The sequence below is a fragment of the Brevundimonas sp. M20 genome (assembly GCF_006547065.1).
Lineage (GTDB): Bacteria > Pseudomonadota > Alphaproteobacteria > Caulobacterales > Caulobacteraceae > Brevundimonas.
On sequence record NZ_CP041243.1, the window covers coordinates 285,531 to 305,170 of the forward strand.

17 protein-coding genes and 1 tRNA gene are annotated in these 19,640 nt (G+C 63.4%); 11 read left to right on the plus strand and 7 right to left on the minus strand.

Annotation, left to right across the window (positions count from 1 at the left end):
- Positions 1-17: 17 nt before the first annotated feature.
- Positions 18-1,733 (minus strand): methylamine utilization protein MauJ, encoded by a 1,716-nt coding sequence (locus FKQ52_RS01515; RefSeq protein WP_141625544.1) that lies wholly within the window; start codon positions 1,731-1,733, stop codon positions 18-20.
- Positions 1,734-1,909: 176 nt separating this feature from the next.
- Here FKQ52_RS01515 and FKQ52_RS01520 point away from each other — a divergent pair, with 176 nt between their 5' ends.
- The 5 genes from FKQ52_RS01520 (at position 1,910) to FKQ52_RS01540 (ending at position 5,411) form a co-directional block, all read left to right on the plus strand.
- Entirely contained in the window at positions 1,910-2,614 is a 705-nt protein-coding gene (locus FKQ52_RS01520) for a response regulator transcription factor (protein WP_141625545.1), read from the plus strand.
- On the plus strand, positions 2,583-4,220 hold the full coding sequence (locus FKQ52_RS01525) for a HAMP domain-containing sensor histidine kinase (protein WP_141625546.1): 1,638 nt from the start codon (positions 2,583-2,585) through the stop codon (positions 4,218-4,220). Before FKQ52_RS01520 ends, FKQ52_RS01525 begins: the two co-directional genes overlap by 32 nt.
- A complete protein-coding gene (locus tag FKQ52_RS01530; protein WP_141625547.1) occupies positions 4,217-4,642 on the plus strand; it encodes an HPr kinase/phosphorylase in 426 nt (141 codons plus the stop codon). Before FKQ52_RS01525 ends, FKQ52_RS01530 begins: the two co-directional genes overlap by 4 nt.
- An 89-nt stretch (positions 4,643-4,731) precedes the next feature.
- Positions 4,732-5,136 carry a PTS sugar transporter subunit IIA gene (locus tag FKQ52_RS01535; protein ID WP_141625548.1) on the plus strand — a complete coding sequence of 135 codons (405 nt, stop codon included), beginning with the start codon at positions 4,732-4,734 and terminating at the stop codon, positions 5,134-5,136.
- Positions 5,133-5,411 carry an HPr family phosphocarrier protein gene (locus tag FKQ52_RS01540; RefSeq protein WP_141625549.1) on the plus strand — a complete coding sequence of 93 codons (279 nt, stop codon included), beginning with the start codon at positions 5,133-5,135 and terminating at the stop codon, positions 5,409-5,411. The genes FKQ52_RS01535 and FKQ52_RS01540 overlap by 4 nt, the downstream gene beginning before the upstream one ends.
- Before the next feature lie 10 nt (positions 5,412-5,421).
- On the opposite strand, the gene FKQ52_RS01545 is transcribed toward FKQ52_RS01540, so the two are convergent.
- From FKQ52_RS01545 to FKQ52_RS01555, 3 genes are all read right to left on the minus strand, one after another.
- Positions 5,422-6,360, minus strand: a complete 939-nt coding sequence (locus FKQ52_RS01545; RefSeq protein WP_141625550.1) for a rhodanese-related sulfurtransferase — start codon at positions 6,358-6,360, stop codon at positions 5,422-5,424.
- A 183-nt stretch (positions 6,361-6,543) separates the two neighbouring features.
- Positions 6,544-9,171 (minus strand): N-6 DNA methylase, encoded by a 2,628-nt coding sequence (locus FKQ52_RS01550; protein WP_141625551.1) that lies wholly within the window; start codon positions 9,169-9,171, stop codon positions 6,544-6,546.
- Between the two features lie 199 nt (positions 9,172-9,370).
- Positions 9,371-12,340, minus strand: a complete 2,970-nt coding sequence (locus FKQ52_RS01555) for a DEAD/DEAH box helicase (RefSeq protein WP_205750820.1) — start codon at positions 12,338-12,340, stop codon at positions 9,371-9,373.
- Between the two features lie 362 nt (positions 12,341-12,702).
- Between FKQ52_RS01555 and FKQ52_RS01560 the strand changes: the two genes are divergently transcribed.
- Positions 12,703-13,320, plus strand: a complete 618-nt coding sequence (locus tag FKQ52_RS01560; RefSeq protein ID WP_141625552.1) for a recombinase family protein — start codon at positions 12,703-12,705, stop codon at positions 13,318-13,320.
- On the opposite strand, the gene FKQ52_RS01565 is transcribed toward FKQ52_RS01560, so the two are convergent.
- The gene (locus FKQ52_RS01565) at positions 13,317-13,634 is read right to left on the minus strand and encodes a hypothetical protein (RefSeq protein ID WP_141625553.1); all 318 of its coding nucleotides are present in this window, start codon (positions 13,632-13,634) and stop codon (positions 13,317-13,319) included. The genes FKQ52_RS01560 and FKQ52_RS01565 overlap by 4 nt on opposite strands.
- An 85-nt stretch (positions 13,635-13,719) precedes the next feature.
- Here FKQ52_RS01565 and FKQ52_RS16850 point away from each other — a divergent pair, with 85 nt between their 5' ends.
- Positions 13,720-13,965, plus strand: a complete 246-nt coding sequence (locus FKQ52_RS16850) for a helix-turn-helix domain-containing protein (RefSeq protein WP_141625554.1) — start codon at positions 13,720-13,722, stop codon at positions 13,963-13,965.
- A 489-nt stretch (positions 13,966-14,454) separates the two neighbouring features.
- On the opposite strand, the gene FKQ52_RS01575 is transcribed toward FKQ52_RS16850, so the two are convergent.
- Both FKQ52_RS01575 and FKQ52_RS01580 read right to left on the minus strand, forming a co-directional pair.
- Positions 14,455-16,047 (minus strand): DUF6538 domain-containing protein, encoded by a 1,593-nt coding sequence (locus FKQ52_RS01575; protein WP_141625555.1) that lies wholly within the window; start codon positions 16,045-16,047, stop codon positions 14,455-14,457.
- 91 nt (positions 16,048-16,138) lie between these two features.
- Positions 16,139-16,214: transfer RNA gene (locus FKQ52_RS01580), tRNA-Ala, on the minus strand.
- A gap of 171 nt (positions 16,215-16,385) precedes the next feature.
- On the opposite strand from FKQ52_RS01580, the gene FKQ52_RS01585 reads away from it, so the two are divergent.
- The 4 genes from FKQ52_RS01585 to FKQ52_RS01600 all read left to right on the plus strand — a co-directional run bounded on the left by FKQ52_RS01585 (position 16,386) and on the right by FKQ52_RS01600 (position 19,610).
- A complete protein-coding gene (locus FKQ52_RS01585) occupies positions 16,386-16,703 on the plus strand; it encodes a YggT family protein (protein ID WP_141625556.1) in 318 nt (105 codons plus the stop codon).
- A gap of 128 nt (positions 16,704-16,831) precedes the next feature.
- Positions 16,832-17,710 carry a 3-hydroxybutyryl-CoA dehydrogenase gene (locus FKQ52_RS01590; RefSeq protein WP_141625557.1) on the plus strand — a complete coding sequence of 293 codons (879 nt, stop codon included), beginning with the start codon at positions 16,832-16,834 and terminating at the stop codon, positions 17,708-17,710.
- Positions 17,707-18,288, plus strand: a complete 582-nt coding sequence (locus FKQ52_RS01595; RefSeq protein ID WP_141625558.1) for a phthalate transporter — start codon at positions 17,707-17,709, stop codon at positions 18,286-18,288. The genes FKQ52_RS01590 and FKQ52_RS01595 overlap by 4 nt, the downstream gene beginning before the upstream one ends.
- A 74-nt stretch (positions 18,289-18,362) precedes the next feature.
- The gene (locus tag FKQ52_RS01600) at positions 18,363-19,610 is read left to right on the plus strand and encodes a DUF418 domain-containing protein (protein ID WP_141625559.1); all 1,248 of its coding nucleotides are present in this window, start codon (positions 18,363-18,365) and stop codon (positions 19,608-19,610) included.
- The last annotated feature ends 30 nt before the right edge of the window (positions 19,611-19,640 follow it).

Here is a 19,640-nt window from a genome sequence, read left to right on the forward strand (position 1 = left end):
TCGGCTTGAAGTGATGCTCAGGCGGCCAGCCCGGCCGCCTTCATCAGTGTCTTCAGCGGCGCCAGCGTTTCGGGCGCGGCCGCGAGCGCGGCGCGGGCCTCCGGCGCGCGGAACAGCTTGATCGCCTCGGCCTTGGCCCGATCCGCCGCCGGACCGAGCGGAGCGGTTTCGCCCGCCGCCATTCGCAGCAGGACCGACAGCTTCTGCGGTGGCGGGGCCGGCGAGCGGGCCAGCTGGCTGACGATACGGGCTTCGGCTTCGATCACGCCGCCGACCAAGCCGATGGCGACGGTGACGTCCCCCTCGTCTTTGTCCGACAGACCACAAAGTCGCGCGGCCCGTTGCAGGTTCGCCAGTACGCCCAGCTTCTGGGCCACGGTCTGGCCGTTGGACTGGCGCATCTCGGTTTCAAAGCGCAGGGAACCGACGGAGGCGGACAGCCACCGCGCGGCGGCGCGCTTGTTGGCGACCCCGGTCACGTTCTCGCACAGCCGGGTCAGGGCCTCGGCCTCGCAAAGGGCTGTGCTGCAGGTCCTCATGAAGGCGCCGACGAAATCGGCGGTGACCAGCGCCTTGGAGCGCTCATTGAAGGCGTTCTGCACCTCTTCCAGGGTCAGCAGCCGGCCCGCCGTCGCCGTCAGGCCTGTGGCGAGGGTGCGCAGAATGTCGATCTCGCCCGCCGCATCGCTGGGGCGCAGGCGACGGGGGCTCATCAGTTCGCGCAGGACCATCCGCGCCAGGGCGGCGGACAACAGGGGCAGTTCCGCGCTCTGGATACGCTCGCCCAGCCGCGCAGCCGGACCTTCGACTGCAGGAATCTGCAACGCCATGCGGGGGTCCTGGCGGATCAGCAGTTCGACCTCGCGCGGCGCCACCATCCGGACGACCGCCGCCATGGCGGCTCCCTGATCCAGCGACGGACCCAGAATGTCGGTCAGGCCGCCCCGCGACCCCAGCATTTCGCAGAGAATCTGTTCGATCGGCACCAGCACCATCGCCCGGGGCTGGCCGTCGCTCGGCGCCTGATCGGCGAGGTCCATGAGCCTGGCCAATCGCGCGCGGCCGTCCTTCAGCCCGGTCAGGGCTGCGGCGATCACCCCGCCCATGATGAAGGCGCGGTCGTTCTGGCCTTCCAGCCGGTGGGCGAGGTCCGCCAGCGAGTGATGCTCGAGGCTGGGGAAGCGGGTCTTGCGCCCCGCCGTCACCAGGCGCTCGATGGCGACGTCCGACAGCCGTTGATAGTGCCGGACCAGATCGTGAACCGGCTTCCCGTCCGCCTGCGCCTCGGGGACGGCGACCTTCTGGATCGCGTGTTGCAATTCGACGCCGGACGCATCCAGCCGCTCCGCCATGTCCGGGCGGTGCAGCAGTTCGAAGGCGGTCACGCCTTGCCTTTGCAGCCAGTCCTCCAGCACGCGCCCGATCTGTTCACGGGCCATGGGCGCATAGAGGTCATAGGGCGTGGCGCAGCGCGGACCGGCGTCATCTTCTGTTGTGGTGCGCCGGGTCTGCACCTCGGGAACACCCTTGGTCATCAGGGTGACGCTGTTGAACTCCATGGTGTCGGGGTCCAGCGTTTCCTTGGTCACCCGGACGGCGGCCGCGTAGCCGTCACGCAGCAGGTCCTCCGCTGTATCGATGGCGTGGGCGCGGTGCTCGGTCGCAATCTCGAGCGCCCACGATGATGGCGCGGTCCTCCGGATATAGACTTCGTAGTGGATCGGGCCGGCCATCGAGCGCTCGCGTAATTCGCCCGTATCTTACCCCCGGAGACTTTAAGGGCGGGTTTCATTGCGGATTTGTACGGACCGGCCCATCTTTTGCGCCGTAATCTAACCGCGATGACATAGAACGGTTACGCTTGCCGTGCGTTGAAGGCGCGGAAGACCGGACTGCAAGGAGAGCCGACTTGGCCAATATTACCCTGGTGGACGACGACGAGAACATCGTGGCGTCGGTTTCGCTGGCGCTCGAGAGCCACGGCCACAAGATCACCGCCTATCACGACGGCGCCTCTGGCCTGGAAGCGCTCGAGACGTCGCCGCCCGACCTCGCGATCCTCGATGTGAAGATGCCGCGCATGGACGGGATGGAGGTGCTGCGTCGCCTGCGTCAGACCTCGCAAATTCCGGTCATCATGCTGACCTCGAAGGACGAGGAGATTGACGAAATCCTCGGCTTCAACCTCGGGGCGGACGACTACATCCACAAGCCGTTCAGCCAGCGCCTGCTGATCGAACGGGTGAAGGCCCTGCTGCGCCGGACGGGCGTGGACGGCGGCGAGCCTGAGCCGGCCGGCGAGAACTCGAACAAGGCCATCAAGCGCGGCAAGCTGAGCATGGACCCGGCCCGCCACGAGAGCACATGGGACGGCAAGCCGGTGAAGCTGACGGTCACCGAGTTTCTGCTGCTGCAGGCGCTGGCCCAGCGTCCCGGCTTCGTGAAGAGCCGCGATAACCTGATGGACGCCGCTTACGACGATCAGGTCTATGTTGATGACCGCACCATCGACAGCCACGTGAAGCGCATGCGCAAGAAGTTCCGGGTCGTCGATCCCGAGTTCGACGCGATCGAGACCCTGTATGGCGTCGGATACCGTTACCGCGAGAGCTGAGCCCGACGTGGCGTCCCCGAGCGGCTCCCGCCGACCCAAGCGGTTTGGCGGGTCGCGGCTCGGCGGCCTCATTCTGGCGCTCAACCTCCTCAGCCTGCTGATTCTTTTCGTCGGCGCCCTGGCGCTGAACGAGTGGCAGCGTGGGCTGATCGAGGCGCGTCAGGAAACGTTGAAAGCCCAGGCCGAAATGCTGGTGCGAGTGCTGGGCGAGCCCCAGATCGGCGTCACGCGCGGATCGCCGGTTCCCTACCTCGACTCCATCGAGGCCAGTCGGTGGCTGCGCGACAACTTCATCCCCGAAGGCCAGCGGGCGCGGTTGTTCGACGTCGACGGCATCCCCGTCGCAGACAGCTATGAAGTCACGGAAGCGATCCCCGGGCGTCCCCTGCCGCCGGCCCGCCCGGCCGGAACGCCGGAGGCGACGCCGGACGCCAAGGTCATCGCCGGGACCACCCGCAAGCAGGAGCAGGCCCGCCTCGCGTTGGCGGCCGAGGTCGAGGGCGCGCTGGAAGGGCAGACGCAGGCGCAGGTCCGCCTGTCCGAGACGGGAGATCGCGTGGTCTCCGTCTCCACCCCCGTACGCCATGTGCAGCAGGTGCTGGGCGTGCTGACGCTGGAGGCCGGGGATGTCGACGAGACCGTCGGCGCCCAGCGGCGGGCCCTGATGCCTTTCGCCCTTGTGGCGCTGGCGGTGAACCTGCTCGGTTCGCTGCTGCTGCACCTGTTCGTGGCCCGGCCGGTCATGCGCCTGTCCGCCGCCGCCGACGAAGTGCGGTTGCAACGCGCGCGGGCCATTTCCCTGCCGGATCTGGAGGGTCGTAAGGATGAAATCGGCGATCTGGCGCGGTCGCTGGAATCCATGACCGAGACCCTGTCCGCGCGGATGGACGCCATCGAAGCCTTCGCCGCGGACGTCAGTCACGAGATCAAGAACCCCCTGACCTCGATCCGGTCGGCGCTGGAGACCCTTCCGCTGGTCAAGACCGAGGCCCAGCGCGAGAAGCTGACCGCACTGCTGCAACAGGACGTCCGGCGTCTGGATCGCCTGATCACCGACATCTCCAACGCCTCGCGGCTGGATGCCGAGTTGAACCGGGATCGCCCGCGGATGGTGAACCTGACCAGCCTGCTGACCGACATCGTCAGCGTCTATGAGGCGGGTCGGAAGCCGGGCGAGGCGCGCGTGGTCTTCACCCCGCCAGCCGGGGAGGATGCGCTGATCGTCGGTCGGGACGGTCCCCTGGGGCAGGTCTTCCGCAATCTGATCGACAACGCCCGGTCCTTCAGCCCGCCCGGCGGCGAGGTCCGGCTGATCCTGAAGCGCGATGATCTGGACGCCCGTCCGATCCGTGTCCTGATCGAGGACGACGGCCCCGGTATTCCGCCCGAGAATCTGGAGACGGTGTTCGAGCGTTTCTACACCTCCCGCCCGCGCGGCACGGCCTTCGGCGCCAACTCGGGCCTGGGTCTGTCGATTGTGCGCCAGATTGTCGAGGCGCACGGCGGCACGGTGCGGGCCGAGAACCGGCCGGGTGAGGACGGTCCCGCCGGTGCGCGCTTCGAGGTCGCCTTGCCCGTGGCCGCTCCGCCCGCGCGACGCGCGTGAGTTCACCTCTGCACGCCACCGTGGTCGCTCGATGGTTTTCGGGGCAGGGCTGGCGCGCGGTGGTGCTCCGGGGGGCGTCCGGCGTCGGAAAAAGCGATCTGGCCCTGCGTCTGGTCGGCGCGGGCTGGCGTCTGGTCGCCGATGACTACGCCCACCTCTTCGCTTCGGGAGATGGGCTCTACGCCTGTCCGCCGGACAGAATTCGGGGGCGGATCGAGGTGCGGGGTGTGGGAATTCTGTCGATCCCGACGCTTGATATCGCGCGGGTGGTTCTGGTCCTGGATCTGGCCGCGGGACCGGTAGAACGGCTGCCGGAACACGAAACGGCGACGATTTGCGGCGTCGTCCTTCCACGCCTGCGGCTCGATCCGCGAGAGGCTTCGGCGGGCGAAAAGGTCGCGGCGGCGATCGCCCGACTTTAACCCGGCGCGGACTTGGGCTATTCCGCGCGGCTTGCGGTCAGCTCAGGGAGCGGCCGGAACGCGGGGGCGTAAGTCTTGGTGAAGCCTTCATGATCGGGCTGGTGATCGTCACCCACGGGGGTCTGGCCTCCGAATTCCTGTCGGCGATGGAGCATGTCGTGGGCCCGCAGCGCGGGGTCGCGGCCATCTGCATCGGCCCTGAAGATGACATGGAGCGCCGTCGTCGCGACATCGTCGACGCCGCGCGTGCGGTCGATGACGGCGAGGGCGTGATTCTGCTGACCGACATGTTCGGCGGCACCCCGTCCAACCTTGCCATTTCGGTCATGGAAGAGACCCATGCCGAGGTCATCGCGGGTCTGAACCTGCCGATGTTGATAAAGCTGGCCAGCGTGCGCGGTCGCGAGCCGCTGGAATCCTGCGTCGCTCACGCCCAGGACGCCGGGCGCAAATACATCTCCGTCGCCAGTTGGGTCCTTCAGGGCGAGAAATGACCGACACCGTCAACGCCACCGTCGGCATCTGCAACCAGCGCGGACTGCACGCCCGCGCCTCGGCCAAATTCGTCAAGCTGGCGTCCAGCTTCGAGAGCGAAATCCGGGTCACCCGGGACGGTGTCACCGTCAACGCCCTGTCGATCATGGGCCTGCTGATGCTGGGTGCGGGCAACGGCTGTGATGTTCACATCGAGGCCGAGGGGTCTGACGCCGCCGAGGCTGTAGAGGCCCTGTCCGATCTGGTGAACCGCAAGTTCGACGAGGACCAGTAGCCGTCGGGTTTCAGGTCTGTCGGGGCGGCGCCGCGCCGACGTGGTCCAGCCCCCGGCTTTCGGCGATCTCCATCTGACGCGCCCGTTCACGCGCGCCGGCCTTCTGCGCCTCCGAGCGGGTGTCGTGGCAGCGATCGCAGCTGACGCCCTCGACATAGTGGGGTGACGTTCGCCCCTCCGCACTGACCGGCATCCGACAGCCCCGGCAAAGGGTGTGGGTTCCCTCCGTCAGGCCGTGACCGACGGCGACCCGTTCGTCGAAGACGAAGCACTCGCCCCGCCACAGGCTTTCCGGCTCCGGCACGGTCTCGAGATACTTCAGGATGCCGCCTTCCAGATGGAAGACGTCCTCGATTCCTTCTGACTTGAGGAAGGCGGTCGACTTCTCGCAGCGGATGCCGCCGGTGCAGTACATGGCGACCTTCGGCGGGTTGGGGCGCTCAAACAGGGCGCGGCCCTCGGTCCGGAACCAGTCGGGAAAGTCACGGAAGGTGCGGGTATTGGGCTGGATCGCGCCTACGAACGCGCCCACGGCGCCTTCGTAGTCATTGCGGGTGTCGATCACGATGGTGTCCGGGTCCGCGATCAGGGCGTTCCATCGGGCAGGCGTGACATAGGTCCCCGCATTGGCCACAGGGTCGAGGCCCGGCTCGCCCATGGTCACGATCTCGGCCTTGATGCGAACCTTCATGCGATAGAAGGGCATGACGTCGGCGGCGGCGAACTTGATTTCCAGCGTGTCGAAGCCGGGCAGGGCGCGGATGCCGTCCAGCACCCGGTCTATCGCATCAGACGGACCGGCTATGGTGCCGTTCAGCCCCTCATGCGCCACCAGCAGGATGCCGCGCACGTCCGGTGCGCACAGGTCGCGCAGCCGCGCCTGCACGGCCTCGCGGTCGTCGATGCGCGCGAACCGGTAGAGGGCGGCGATGCGTACAGGCTGGGTCATCTGATGATCGGGACCATCGGTCCTGTCCTGTCTTCATCCCGCGAGACGGGATGGTGGAGCCGAGGGGAGGCTCCCCGGTCACCGGAAAATCAACCACTTAGCTCAGGTCAAGCGCCCTCTGTGGAAGGTTACAGTGTAGCATTGCCTCCTCGCCAAGCAAAGACCGCAGACAAAGCCAGCGGCCTAGCCTCGCAGCATCTTCGCCAACTTCGAAAGGGCCTGACGGCGCGAGCCGATGCGGTCGGCGACCGCACCTTTCGGCATCTGAAGTTCCAGTCCCTCAAGGGCGGGCTTCGTTAGGGTCGCGGAACCACTTTGGTTCGATGCCAGCCGTCGGAGTGCAGGCTCTGCTATTTGAGCGAACGCCCACACGTTCACGCCTTGCTTGGGCTTTAGTACCGCGCCGTGGTGATTGCAGAAGAACTTTCCGCTTTCCACGACTTGGATGCTTCCCGACGATCCATCCATCGAAACGATGACGGCGGGTCCCTCGAACAGGGAGGCGGCTACTCCGTTGGAACGAGTTAGCTGAGCAGCGGCATGGAACTTGGGCCGTCCTCCTCCTCCGCCGTAAACGGGGTAACCCTTAGGATCGAAGGATTTGTAGATCGCCGCTTCCGTCAGGCTGGTGTCACCTTTTCGAATGGGGTCGAAAAGGTCGCGGATCGGCTTTGAGGGTGAGAGCGACGAGGGGGCAAGCTCAAGGTGGTAGTCTAGGAGGTGCCCCAGTTCCTCTTTGAAGCTGGTGGGGAGGGCGACGTCTTCGCCGCGACTGTAGGCGAGAAGGTCGTCGACCCGCTTCTCCCATTGCTTGAGGGCGATGGATCGTAGTTCCGCCCTCAGAGGGATGTCTGGGAGAAGCGCGACCCCGCGCTCATGATCCGCAAGAGCCGCGAGCGTGAATACGCCATGCTTGGCCTCAAGGGGCTGGCCAACCTCATCGATTGCATCCTTGGGCGCTTGTCCATGGACAAGGGCCATGAAGACTTTGCTCTCCCGGAGAACGCCATCGGTTCCGATCCAAGGGGCCAGGTCGTTATGCATCCATTCCCCGGCAGTGTTCCGAAGGTCGGTGGCGTATCGCTTGTCGCTGTTCGCAAACCCATCATTGTCCACGATGAACATGTTCACCTTCTCGTGCCCGGCGGCGGCCAAGAGGTCCGCCCAGCTGGCGCTCTTAGCGACCAGCGGGTCCTTCCGGCGCTGAGCGATCACGACTGCCGTACGCTGCTGGGTGTAGGGAGCGAAGGCGTGCTTCGGCAACGAAATGACATCCGTCACGCGCGCCTGATTAAGCAGGGCAAAACGGGCTTTGCTTGATCGGGGGTTCTCGAGGACCCCCGTAGGCAGCACGACTAACGCCCAGCCGCTACCCTTGCGGATGCTCTCGATTGTTCGTTCAAGGAAAGCTTCTTCGAGCCGCCCGTAGGACGACTTTCCGTATGGAGGGTTCGTCGCGATTATGTCGAAGCCCCCGCTCGGGAACTGTGCCGGAGCGTGTTTAGAAAGGCTATCGAAGCCTCCGCTGATGACACTGAAGCCGTCCCCTGCGAAGTACATGTTTACCCGGGCTCTCGAAGCGTTCGCATGTCCGAGGTCGTACCCAAAGAAGGACTTCTTCGAGAACTCCTTAATCTGATCGGGAGCAAGCGAGTGCTCCTTCTTGAGGAAGCGAAGGATTTCCGTAAGAAAGCCGCCTGTGCCGCAAGCTATATCGGCAATGCGCAGTTTTTCTATGCCGTCAAAACTTCCAGACAATCCCGTGCGGTCAAACAGTACCGGGAGAACACCTGCAATAATGTGACGACCAGTGAAGAACTCGCCTAGTTTTTTCTTGGTCGCCTCGTCTCCGATAGACTGGTAAACTTCTCCGAATATATCGAAGTCAGCGCCAGTTAGCGGCGGAAGCTCATCAAGTAGCTGGAACAGTCTCGAAAAATGGCCCGTACCCTTTGGGATCGTGGATAGGGTATCAGAGAACGAGAAGGCAATCTCAAGTGTATCGCTCTTCTCGTGGAAGTCGAAGATGTCGCCATATTTTCTTCTGAGTTCGACATCACTCATTACCCTCTTCGTGAGAGTTTCAAACCTCTCACCAATGGCGTGATCTTCAGTGGTGCTGCCGGGCGAGAAGCGGGGTATTTCGCTCCACGTGCCCCAGTCTGGGCTTTGTTCTACGATCAACTTAAGCGTAAGGAGCGCGATCGTGAAATCGATCGGCGTCCGTCCAGAAGCGAGCGTCGGTATATTTCGGTAAAGGGTCTTGAGCTTCGGAAGCAACGCTCGGAGGTCGTGCGCTGAGGCGGAGCCATTGGCTGCCGTAAACTCGCCCGTTGAGGAGATGCCGATCGAGGCGACCTCCGCGATAGGGAAGGCGTCTCGCAGTTCTTTCCCGTTGGCTCGCAGCGGCACCCACTTGCCGTCGTTCGTATAGACCGACACAAGCAGTTCGGACCCATTGTATCCGGCTGCAATGAACGGCAGGGCTGGCTCGTTTGGCAGCGCGAGCCTCAGGCCCTCAACATAGAACTTCGCTTCTCTGAGCCCGAGCATAGCGGTCTCCGTCGGCGATTTATTCTCCCAGACACCAATCGGCTTCTCGCTGTTGGCGAGGTGCAACAGCATGTCCGGGAAACCTGCTGCCTTCCCAACCTTGGCCTTGCTCGGCCAATGCTTCTTTAGAAGCGGGCTCCGCGATGCTCGCATCGTCAGGTCATAACCGGCAGCTTTGAGCTGAGCGGCTGCGAAAATCTCCGCATCCGCCTCGTTTGCTGGCGGGGTGTCGGGAATGAGCGAGATAATGGCGGACACAGAACCCCCAAGAAAGGACGCGCCAAGCCGTCTCAGTTTGTCGTTCGTGTTTCGTTAACGTGATTGCAGACCGGCGGCTACCATCCTCACTCCGCGACCCAATGTCGGAAGGCTCAAGCGTGGGCCATCAGGCGCACTGCGATCGTATGAGTTCCCTCGCGCCCCGGCCTTGCGATTTGGCTCGGAGTGATCGCGGAACCTACCTCGGATGCGGAAGGTCTTCACGCAGCGCCACGCCCGGCGTGGTCAGCCAGTTGTACAGCCCTTCGCGTGTAAGGCTCCCCTCGCGGAGACGAAGAATAGCCTCTGCCAAATCGGAGGTCGAAACGACACAAAGCCTTCCACACCGCTCAATAATACCCGGCACGTTCGGTTCGACGCCGGGGCTGCAAACAGTGACGCAGAAGCTGCCGCCGAGCCCAATTAGTTCGGATGCACTGAGCACTTCCGTGGCTGCGTTAAGAGGGACAAGCGCAGCGTCGTTGGCCTTCGTCTTCAACTCGACGACGATCGACGGGAATTCCTCTATGGTCACGAGGAAGTCGGGATGAGCTTGGTTCCCGGGCTGATCAAGACGTTCGCACCCTACCGCCACTAGCGACATGGCCTGTTCGAACACAGCTTCGAGAGCGTCGCCTCTCGCATCATACATGGCCGCAATTATCGCCTCTGCCTGCATTCTCTCGGCCCGGCGAACATGTAGCCGTCTAAAATGCTCGCGCTCGTCCTGTTTCCAAATGCGGGCTGCATCCCGAACTTGATTGGCGAGCGCTGGACCTTCCTCCCCGGCTACAAGAGCCAGCCGGCGTCTCTCGTCGGCTGGCGCGCCGCCATCCATCAGTTCGTGCGGCCTCGTGAGCCCTTGATGTCGTAGGGCAAGCATCTGGGTCCGCGTCAAACGGCGGCGAGCGGCATTGCGAAGCTCAAGACTAGTCATCCAAAGGATGTCAGACGGCAGTCCGGAAGCGATGCGAGAGGCGACGCGTCTAAACGATCGCGCGAGCCTTCGCGCAGCCTGCGTCTGCGCACCGCTCCCCCGTAGTGCTTCCGGCTTGCTTTCATCCGCGAGCACGGGCGAGGTCATCTCCGCAATGATTTCTGCGATCCCCGTGAGTATCCAAGCCACGTCCCGGGCCGTGGCTTCGATGACCCCGAGGCGTACGCCGGGCACCCGCGCGTCTAGCTGAAGCCTAGTCTCCCCAGCGGCCCACCCGGTGACCAGCAAGGCACCGTTGGACGCCGAGACGTCGGCCTGCCACGGTCGCTCCCACAGGAGGCGGTCGAGCCGCCGCGCGAAATCGTTGCCCACCAGCATTCGTCCGACGCGCCAGTTTATGCGGCGAGTTGCTTCGCCACCTTCAGAATTAAACTCCGGCGACGTAAGAGCTGCGTGTGCGAGTACGAACAGCAAATCATCTTCGGTGCCTGGCTCCTCGTCGCTAGGTAGCATTTCGGAAAGTTCGACTGAGCGACGAACCAAGCCTTCTATGAAGAAGAGGACGGTTTCGGGTTTCAAACCACTCCGAGCGACAGCCACACCAAACGCCGTTGCCGATACCTGCGAGCGCCCCTCAATCAAGCAGCCTGCTCTCACCAGCCGGTCGATTTGGGCGTTCAGCTCGGGTTCCCAATGGTTAACGGTTCCGTCTCCCAGCGCCGCTTCTCGGGACGCGCTCAATGTCGATGCAATGAGGTCAAAGGCGTCTCTGCGGTTTGCGCAGAGCCTACCAGCGAAGAGCTGAAGGGTGAGGCTTCCGAAGTCTTCCGGATGGATCCCGATACCGAGTTCGTCTTGGGCTGATAGATCCATCAACTGCGAGGCTTGGTTCGCAGATGCGCCTCCATCGGCGGCTAGTATAACCAGCCCCTCGGCAGCAGCTTGGCCCATTCGACCGACGCGACCAGCCATGTTTTGGAACTCGGCCCGGCCTATAGGCTCCGCGCGGCCCCGATCAAAGTTCCAGCGCTTCCAAGCGGCAAACACCGCGCTTCCAAGAGGAAAGTTCACCCCGGCGGCCAAGGTGCTCGTTGCGAAAACCACATCAACGAGACCGCTAGCGATCCGTTCTTCTACGTAGAGCCGCTCATCCTCGCCAAGTTCAGCGTTGTGGAAGGCTGCGCGCCGACCGAGGGCGCTCCTCAGTTGGGCATCCAACTCCAGTCCTTGAGGGACGACGACGCGCATTGTTTCAGGCCTTCTGGCGGACCAATCACGGCACAGCTCGTATGTCTGGTCCACCTTCATGCAGAACGTGATGACGGGACCCGCGCCCGGCCTCGCGAGAAGTTCCCCTACGATGTCCAGCGGCCCTTGGTTTGCTCGACCCTCTCGCTGGGTAAGCTCGCCCACATGGCCGGGCGAGGCTGATACCTCCAGGATATGGGTCGGCGTTCGGCATTCAATTCTGAGGGCCTTCTCTCGTGTAACGTTCCGCACGAGGCCGAGACGAAGCCAATCGGCCAACGATTGCCCGTCATCGGCGCTTATCACCGCCGACAGGCCAACAAGCTGCCGCCAACCTGACCGCCGAAGCAGGGTCAGGAGAAGCTCAACGTTTCGACCCCGGTGAGCATCTCCGATTAGCTGGATTTCATCGCAGACGATTGCAGTGTCAGTGAGGTCCTTCGGCGGGCCCCCGACGGACAGGCATCCCAAGAATTTCTCGTATGTCGCAACCACGAGAGAAGCCGCGAGAGGTGCATTGGTCTTTCGGCCGGATGCATCTTCCACCCCGTCACCGGTGGCGCAAACGATAGCGGATCGGTCTCCTGCAAACAGGCCATTGAGAAAGAGCCGCTGAGCTTCTTCAAACTTCTGCTTGGCGAGGGCTCGGTGAGAGACGAGATAAACGGCGCGCCCCCCGGACTTTATTGCCGAAGCGATTGCCCACCATCCAATTAAGGTCTTCCCGGTTGAGGTCGGCGCACTGACTAACAGGTCGGCCCCCGTTGCTACACCAGCTTCCAACGATGCGAACTGAACATCTGTCAGCAGCGGTTCGCCAGCAGCTCGGGGCAATAGCTCCGGCACACCTAGGACGAAGTCTGAAAGCCCGTTGTTTGCTGGGAGGCCTTGCTTCATCGCTTCCTCGATACGGCAAAGGCCGAACCTTAGCCTTGTGAAGGTGGTACGTGCAAACCTCCTCGCCCCAGAGTAGCGCGCTGTCACCAGAGCGTGACGGAGCTACTTGGCGGCCAAAATTTGATGTTGCCGTGCGAGAGCCCACTCAGAGCTATTTACGAGCCAGTATCCCCCCGTTGGGGTGGGGCGGTTCCTATTTCCGTGAAGGGGCTCAGAACCTGTAGGCTCTGAACCGCCGCGACGGGTAGGATCAAAAAATTTCTTGGTCATGCGCGAGAAGGATCCGAGCATCACGCAACAGCGATGCCCCGTGCCCCGGCCTGCTAGCGTCGCACTTCGGCCCGGCTCTAAAGTTCTAACCTGTGAGCCATGGCTCATAAGATATGTTGACAGAAATTTGCGCCACCCTTATGAGCTAGGGAAACGTCAGCCCTAACTTGTGAGCCACCATGCATCGCCTCGCCTACTACCGGGTCAGCACCGGGGACCAGACCATCGACGCCCAACGCACCGCACTTGGTGGCGGGTTCGATCAGGAGTTCGCCGACGAAGGTGTGAGCGGGGCCACCCTCGCCGCCTCCCGTCCGGGGTTTGCTGATCTTCTGTCCAAGGCTCGCAGCGGCGATACCCTGTATGTCTATGCCGTTGACCGGCTAGGCCGGGATGCGCTGGACGTGCAGGCCACGGTACGCCGCCTGCTCGACCTGGGGGTCACTGTCCACGTGCATGGATTGGGCCCAATCGGTCGCGGCGTCGGCGAACTGATCCTCGCGGTGCTGGCCCAGATCGCGGACATGGAGCGCCAGCGCATCGCCGAACGAACGCGAGCTGGCCGGAACGCGGCGAGAGCGGCGCTGGAGGCCACAGGGAGGACGCACAGGGGCAAAGAGGGGCTCGGGCGACCCAAGGCAGCGGACGGCGCTGCCGTCGCCCTCTGGAGGCGGGAGAACGGGGCCAGTATCGCGGCGACCGCCCGGCAGTTCGGATTGTCCGTCGCGACAGTGAAACGGTACTGCGCACAGCGCCCTACCGCCGCTGGCGATGCGAGCCTAGCGAAGATGGGCTAGGCGCGGGACGGTGAGTTGAACATCCGCCTCACCTCGATGGAGGCATGGGCGCTCCGGATAAGAGCCTGCTTCAGCATTCTATCGGCGCGCTGACGAGACATAGCGCCAGATGTCACTTGCGCCTTCGTCTCCGCTTCGAGCTTGAGAGCCTGCTCGCCGAGCAAGACTAGTTCGTCTTCACCCAGCGTCGCCTTGGCCTCCCGCATCGCTGAGTAGAACGCATGATCCAGCGCCTCGTCGGCCTTCTTGCCTTGATGCGAGATGAACGCCCACACCGCGAGCGCTACGACGATCCCACCGACAACGAACTCCACCTAGGTTCTCCTCCAACCAACAAGCGTCACGATTGGTGCATAGATCAGGTGGTGCGTAAATCCAACATCCGGTGAGCCTCGCCATGTGCCAAGGCTCGCTGTCGGTCAGGATCAACAACGCTCGCTCGTCCGTCTGGGCGACGCAATCCGTGCGCGCAGGCAGTCGCTCAAGCTGTCTCAGGAAGCGTTGGCGGATCAGGCAGGCATCAACCGAACGCACATGGGCGAAGTGGAAAGAGGCAAGCGCAATCCAAGCCTTGTCGCCCTTATGGCGATAGCCGATGCACTCCAGTGCAGTGTCGCCGCGCTTGCCGGCGAAGCACGACTTTAGGCTTGAGCGCGTCACGGACCGCCGAAACGCGATACCTGGACTACACAGAACGACAGAAAATTCGTGGAGGCCAACTCCCTTGCTGGCAGCCCTAACCGCTTCCAACCGTCGCGCGGTCTAGGAGACGATACCTATCGTTTCTGAGGGTGGGTTAAATCGATACCGTTACGAACAAGGGAAACACCCCTTGGCAATGTCCGCCATCAGGCGGGGGCCTTACATTAGAACAGGCATGATCGCACGGGAGAGGCCAGCCTAGCGCTAGCCGCGATCAACGGGCTTCCTTACGCAGCGCACAACGCAGCCGATGGTAAGATAAAACCCGTCTGAACCCTCTTCATACCCCCGGAACATCAACCTCTGGAGGACTGCGCCTCTGTTGTAGGAGTAGGAAGAGGGAGAGACGGACTAGCCTACGAGCAACACACACATACCATGGTAAGTTTGGTTGTGGGGGTGGTGGGGGTAACCGAGATTAAAACTGGAGTACTAACTGGATATGAGAGACGTATTCGGTTGAGGGGGTGACGCTAGCTTCAGTCTCGGAATACGATATCTCGATATGGCTTTGACCATGGCGAGAGTGCTGAACCCGTTGCCGTAGCCGTCCGCAACGTCTCTTGCGCTGTGCCCCATCATCTGACGTTGGACGCCTTCCTCAATTCCGCTTTCGCGGCAGAAGTCTTTGAAGGTGTGGCGGAACGAGTGGAAGTCGACACGTGGATCGGTAATGCCGCACGCTCGGCGGTACTCCCTGAACCACTCACCCCATTTTTCCGTCAGGCGGCCGTCTCGATTGGGTTTGAGATCAAACAGAAGCTCATCCGTTCCCCGTGTGTCCACGTAACGAAGAAACCCCAGATCAATGATCTTTGGGTGAAGGGGAACCATCCGCTCGCTGGATGCCGTCTTGAGGCGATTGCGCCCTTGTGCGTCCTGCCCAATCTTGATGTGCCAAGCGACTTTGTCGGTGCCGTCGTCATCATAGGGGACCTGCACAATGTCACTATGTCTCAGCTGTCCTAGCTCTTCGCGACGAGCGCCTGTGAAAAGCCCGAGAATAGGTAGCCAGTAAGCGGCCTCACCCTTGCCCCGTACGGGGCGTGCGCCAGCGGCGTGTACCTCTCCAGCGAAAAGGGCATTCAAGTCGTTCGTTGACCACGGCAGGCGAGCTTTTCCGCTCTTCGACGGTGGTGCTTGAACGTCCTTGGCGGGGTTTGTGGTGATCGTCCCTTCTTGCTCCGCAAAGCTCATAATAGTGCGGAGGCGGGATAGCTTTGTCTTGATGTTCGGTGCCGACGTGCCCTCGCTGATAAGGGTGCGCTTGAAATGCTGGACATGGTTGGGCTCGACCATGTCTGCACGATCAACCCCCGTTCGGGCGATGAACCAGTCGATCACAGAGATATGTGCCCTGACCGTCTTATCGGTAGGCTGACGCTCCCTCGCCCATCGGTCGATAACATCCTTGAGGGTTGATGTCTGAGATACACTGGCTGTCGCCACCGGAGCGGGGCCGGGAGCATCTAGCGGTGCGCTTCGGTTCTCAGCCGAGGTCAGTTGAGCCTTCGTTTGCTCCAGATCCCATTTGGCATCCGAGAGAAGGTCCCGAAGCGCCATTTGCTCCTCTGACAAGATGTCTGGATCGGCGACGTTCAGCACGGCGAGAAGCTTGAGGCGTGCGAACTCTCGCTGCTCGTATCGGGCTTCTTCCTCGAAACATTCCCGGAAAGACAACTCCGCTTGTTCGACCTGATAGGTGGCCTCGTCGGGGGTCAGCAGCGGGCGGGGCTTGCCAGCGTTTGCGGCGAGTATCTGTCTTATTTTTTCCCGCATCCCTACTTCGGGAGTAGGGGGCGGCGCAGGGTCTGGTCCGGCTGTTTGGCGCGCACTGGCGAACTCGCGATCCAGCGCCACCCAAGCCTCGGCGTGAAGTCGTTTGGCTTCCTCGCGATCCTTGGTTCCCAAGGCGCGGACGATCTCTTTCCGACCTTTGTAAGTCGCAATCAAGTCGAGAGGGATGCGACGCCGCAGGCTGTAGCTGGCATTCCTGCGGATTAGTCCGGTTGGCATGTCACTCATTGCTCCATGTGTAGCAGACACAGGGCGTTCCGACAGGCTAAGGTATTGATTTCGCCGGATTGTCCTTCCATCTCAACCGCTTGGGTTGGGATGGTGGAGCCGAGGGGAGTCGAACCCCTGACCTCGTCATTGCGAACGACGCGCTCTACCAACTGAGCTACGGCCCCCCAAACCCCACGGGATCGTCGGGTGCAGGCGAGCGGGCGACATACGAGCGGCGGGCCGGTGGTGTCAACCGGTCGCATGCGCGTAGGGCCGCCGGGCGACGGAAATGTTGGCGATAGAGCGCCGGTCCCGCTAGAAGCGCGGATCAACTGACGGCTGGAGCGTTCCGCGGCATGGCGGCGATCATCGAGTTTCTGTTCTTCATCATCGAGACGCTGCTGCGCCTGTTCGTGCTGGCGCTGATCGTCAACGCCGTCCTGAGCTGGCTGTTCGCGTTCGACGTGATCAACCACCGGAACCGCTTCGTGTCCTCGCTGGCGATGGCGCTGGACCGGATCGTCGGCCCCGTGCTGGCTCCGCTGCGGCGGATCATCCCGTCGCTGGGCGGCATCGACATCACGCCGATCATCGCCTGGATCCTGATCACCGGCGTCCAGACCTATCTGCTGCCCGCCTCCAAGGCAGCGCTGTTGAGCCTGGTTCCTTACTGACCGGCGCGGCGCGGAGGTCACGCCTGTCAGTCTTCGCGGCTGACTCGACGTTCCGCGCTTGCACCGTTCGGCGACCGTCCTAAGGTGCCCGCCCACGGGGCCGCTGGCCTGACAGACGACCGGACTACATGACCACGATCAAGACAGTCGCCATCATCGGCGCGGGCCAGATGGGCGCGGGTATCGCCCAGACGGTGGCCGCGGGCGGCTATGACGTGAAGCTTTACGATGCGGCCGGCGATCGCGTGCCGCAGGCGCTGGGCGCGATCGCGGCCAGCCTGTCGCGCCAGATCGGTCGCGGACTGACGACCCAGGCCGACGCCGACGCCGCGCTGTCGCGCATCACCGCCACCTCTTCGCTGGCCGAGGCCGCCAAGGCTGATCTGGTGATTGAAGCCGCCGTCGAGGACGAGGTCGTCAAGAAGGCGATCCTGCTGGACCTCGTGCCGCATCTGGGCGCGGACACCCTGCTGGCGTCCAACACCTCGTCGATCTCGATCACCCGTCTGGCCTCTACCACGGATCGCCCCGAGCGTTTCATCGGCCTTCACTTCATGAAGCCGGCGCCGGTAATGAAGCTGGTGGAGATCATCCGGGGCATCGCCACCTCGGCGGAGACCTACGAGACCGCGGTCGCCTTCGCGGAATCGCTGGGCAAGACCACCACCAATGCCGAGGATTTCCCCGCCTTCATCGTGAACCGGATTCTGGTCCCGATGGTCAACGAGGCGATCTACACCCTGTACGAGGGCGTCGGGAACGTCTCGTCGATCGACAAGGCGCTGAAGCTCGGCGCCAACCATCCGATGGGGCCGCTGGAACTGGCCGACTTCATGGGGCTGGATGTCGTTCTGGCGATCATGAACGTGCTCTACGACGGGCTGGCGGACAGCAAATATCGCCCCTGTCCGCTGCTGGTGAAGTACGTCGAGGCCGGCTGGCTGGGCCGCAAGTCGGGCCGGGGCTTCTATGACTATTCCGGCGAAACGCCGGTTCCGACCCGATGATCTCCCGCTTCGAAAAGCCCGAGACCTTCCCGGGCCAGCAACGCGTGGCCTGGCGCAAGGAGCCGCAGCGGACGGTGCTGGCGGTCGTCGCGGCGGTCTGCTGGCCCCCGCTGTGGATCACGCTGGCGATCTGGAGGCCGCATAACTGGATGCCGGGTCTCGAGATGGACTGGCGGCTGCAGTTGTTCATCCTGGGCCTGATCGGGGTGCCGGCGATCCTCTGGCTGCTGGCGCGTGAGCGCAGGCGGTCGGGACGACCGGCCACCCGGCTGGGCGTCGTCTGGCGCTTCATGTTCTACGGCGGCCTGTTGGCGGTCATTCTGGCCGCCCTGTTCACGGTCTGGCAGCTGGTTCTGCAGTGGATCAACGCCGCCAATCTGGGCGAGGGCGTCGGCAGCAGCGAGACGACCTTGTTGATCTACGGCGTGGCGGGCATGCCCTTCGCGGCCGTGATCGGGGTGGCCTACGCCCTGTGGGCAGGCCTGTGCGTGGCCTTCATCGCCTTCTCGCCCCAGCCGGAGGTGCGGGATCGCCTCGGCGTCATGGGCCGCGACCTGTATCGCGACGGGGCCGCCTGAAACCTTACGGCGAATTGGTTTGACGGTGTCCGGTCACGCGGCGACTTTTCCGGCCCTACTCGGGGGAGCAATTCATGACCGCCACAGACGCCGGTTCCAGCGCGCGGCTCGCGCCGATCGCGGTCAAGGACCGCATCTTCACCCTGGACATGCTGCGGGGTCTGGCGATCCTGGGCATTCTGGGTGTCAACGCCATGGCCTTCGCTTGGCCTATGGCGCTGGAGATGGACCCGACCCTGCCGCCGATGTGGGCGCACGACACCGCGAACATAGCGGCGGAGTGGGCAAAGGATGTCTTCTTCCAGGACAAGTTTCGCTCGCTGTTCTCGATGCTGTTCGGGGTGTCGATCTTCCTGATCGGCGGCGAGCGGTTCGATGAGGCGCGGGGCCGCCTGTTGTGGCGGCGCTTGCTCTGGCTGGGGCTGTTCGGCCTGATCCACGGGTTCGCCCTGTGGTTCGGCGACATCCTGCTGCACTACGCCTACAGCGGCATGCTGGTGATGATGGCCCGGTCCTGGTCGGCCAGGCGGCTGCTCTGGACGGGGGCGGCGCTGAACGCCGTCTTCGCCGTGCTTTCGGTCGGCTCCGCCTTGCTGGCGGGCCTGATGGCGGGCGATGCGCAGGCCGCGCAGGGCGGCAATCCCTTCGCCACGACGCCGGAGCAGCTGACGGCGATCATCCAGGCCTATCAGGCGGGCTGGCCGGGCGCGCAGATCGAGAACCTGAAGGCGGCGGTCTTCCTGCAGTTGATGAGCCTGACGCTCGTTCCGATCACGGCGGGGCTGATGATGCTTGGGCTCGGCCTGTTCAAGTCGGGTTTCCTGACCGGGCGCTCGCCGACATGGGTCTATGTCCTGCTGTTGCTGATCGGAGGCGCCAATCTGGCGGCCTTCGGCTGGTACGACTGGCAGTTCTACGCCGCCCCGCACGGGACCCCGGACCCGACGAAGGGGCTGGCCGGGGTGCTGGGCAGCTTCGCGCCGCTGATCACCCTGGCCTATGTCAGCCTGCTGATCCTGATGACCCGGTTCGGGCTGAAGGTCGTCACCGGCGTTTTGGCGCCGGTGGGGCGGATGGCCTTCACCAACTACCTGACCCAGACCCTGATCATGGCGACCCTGTTCTACATGCCTTGGGGGCTGCACTGGTTCGGAACCGTGCCGCCCGCGCAGCTGTGGCTGGTGGTTGGCGGCGTCTGGATCGCCCAGCTGATCTGGTCGCCCCTGTGGTTGTCGGTGTTCACCATGGGGCCGCTGGAGTGGCTGTGGCGCTGCCTGACCTATGGCCGGGCGGTGCCTCTTTTGAAGCGCGAGGCCGCCTGATCGTTGCTCGCGCGCGGCCTTTGGCTTAAG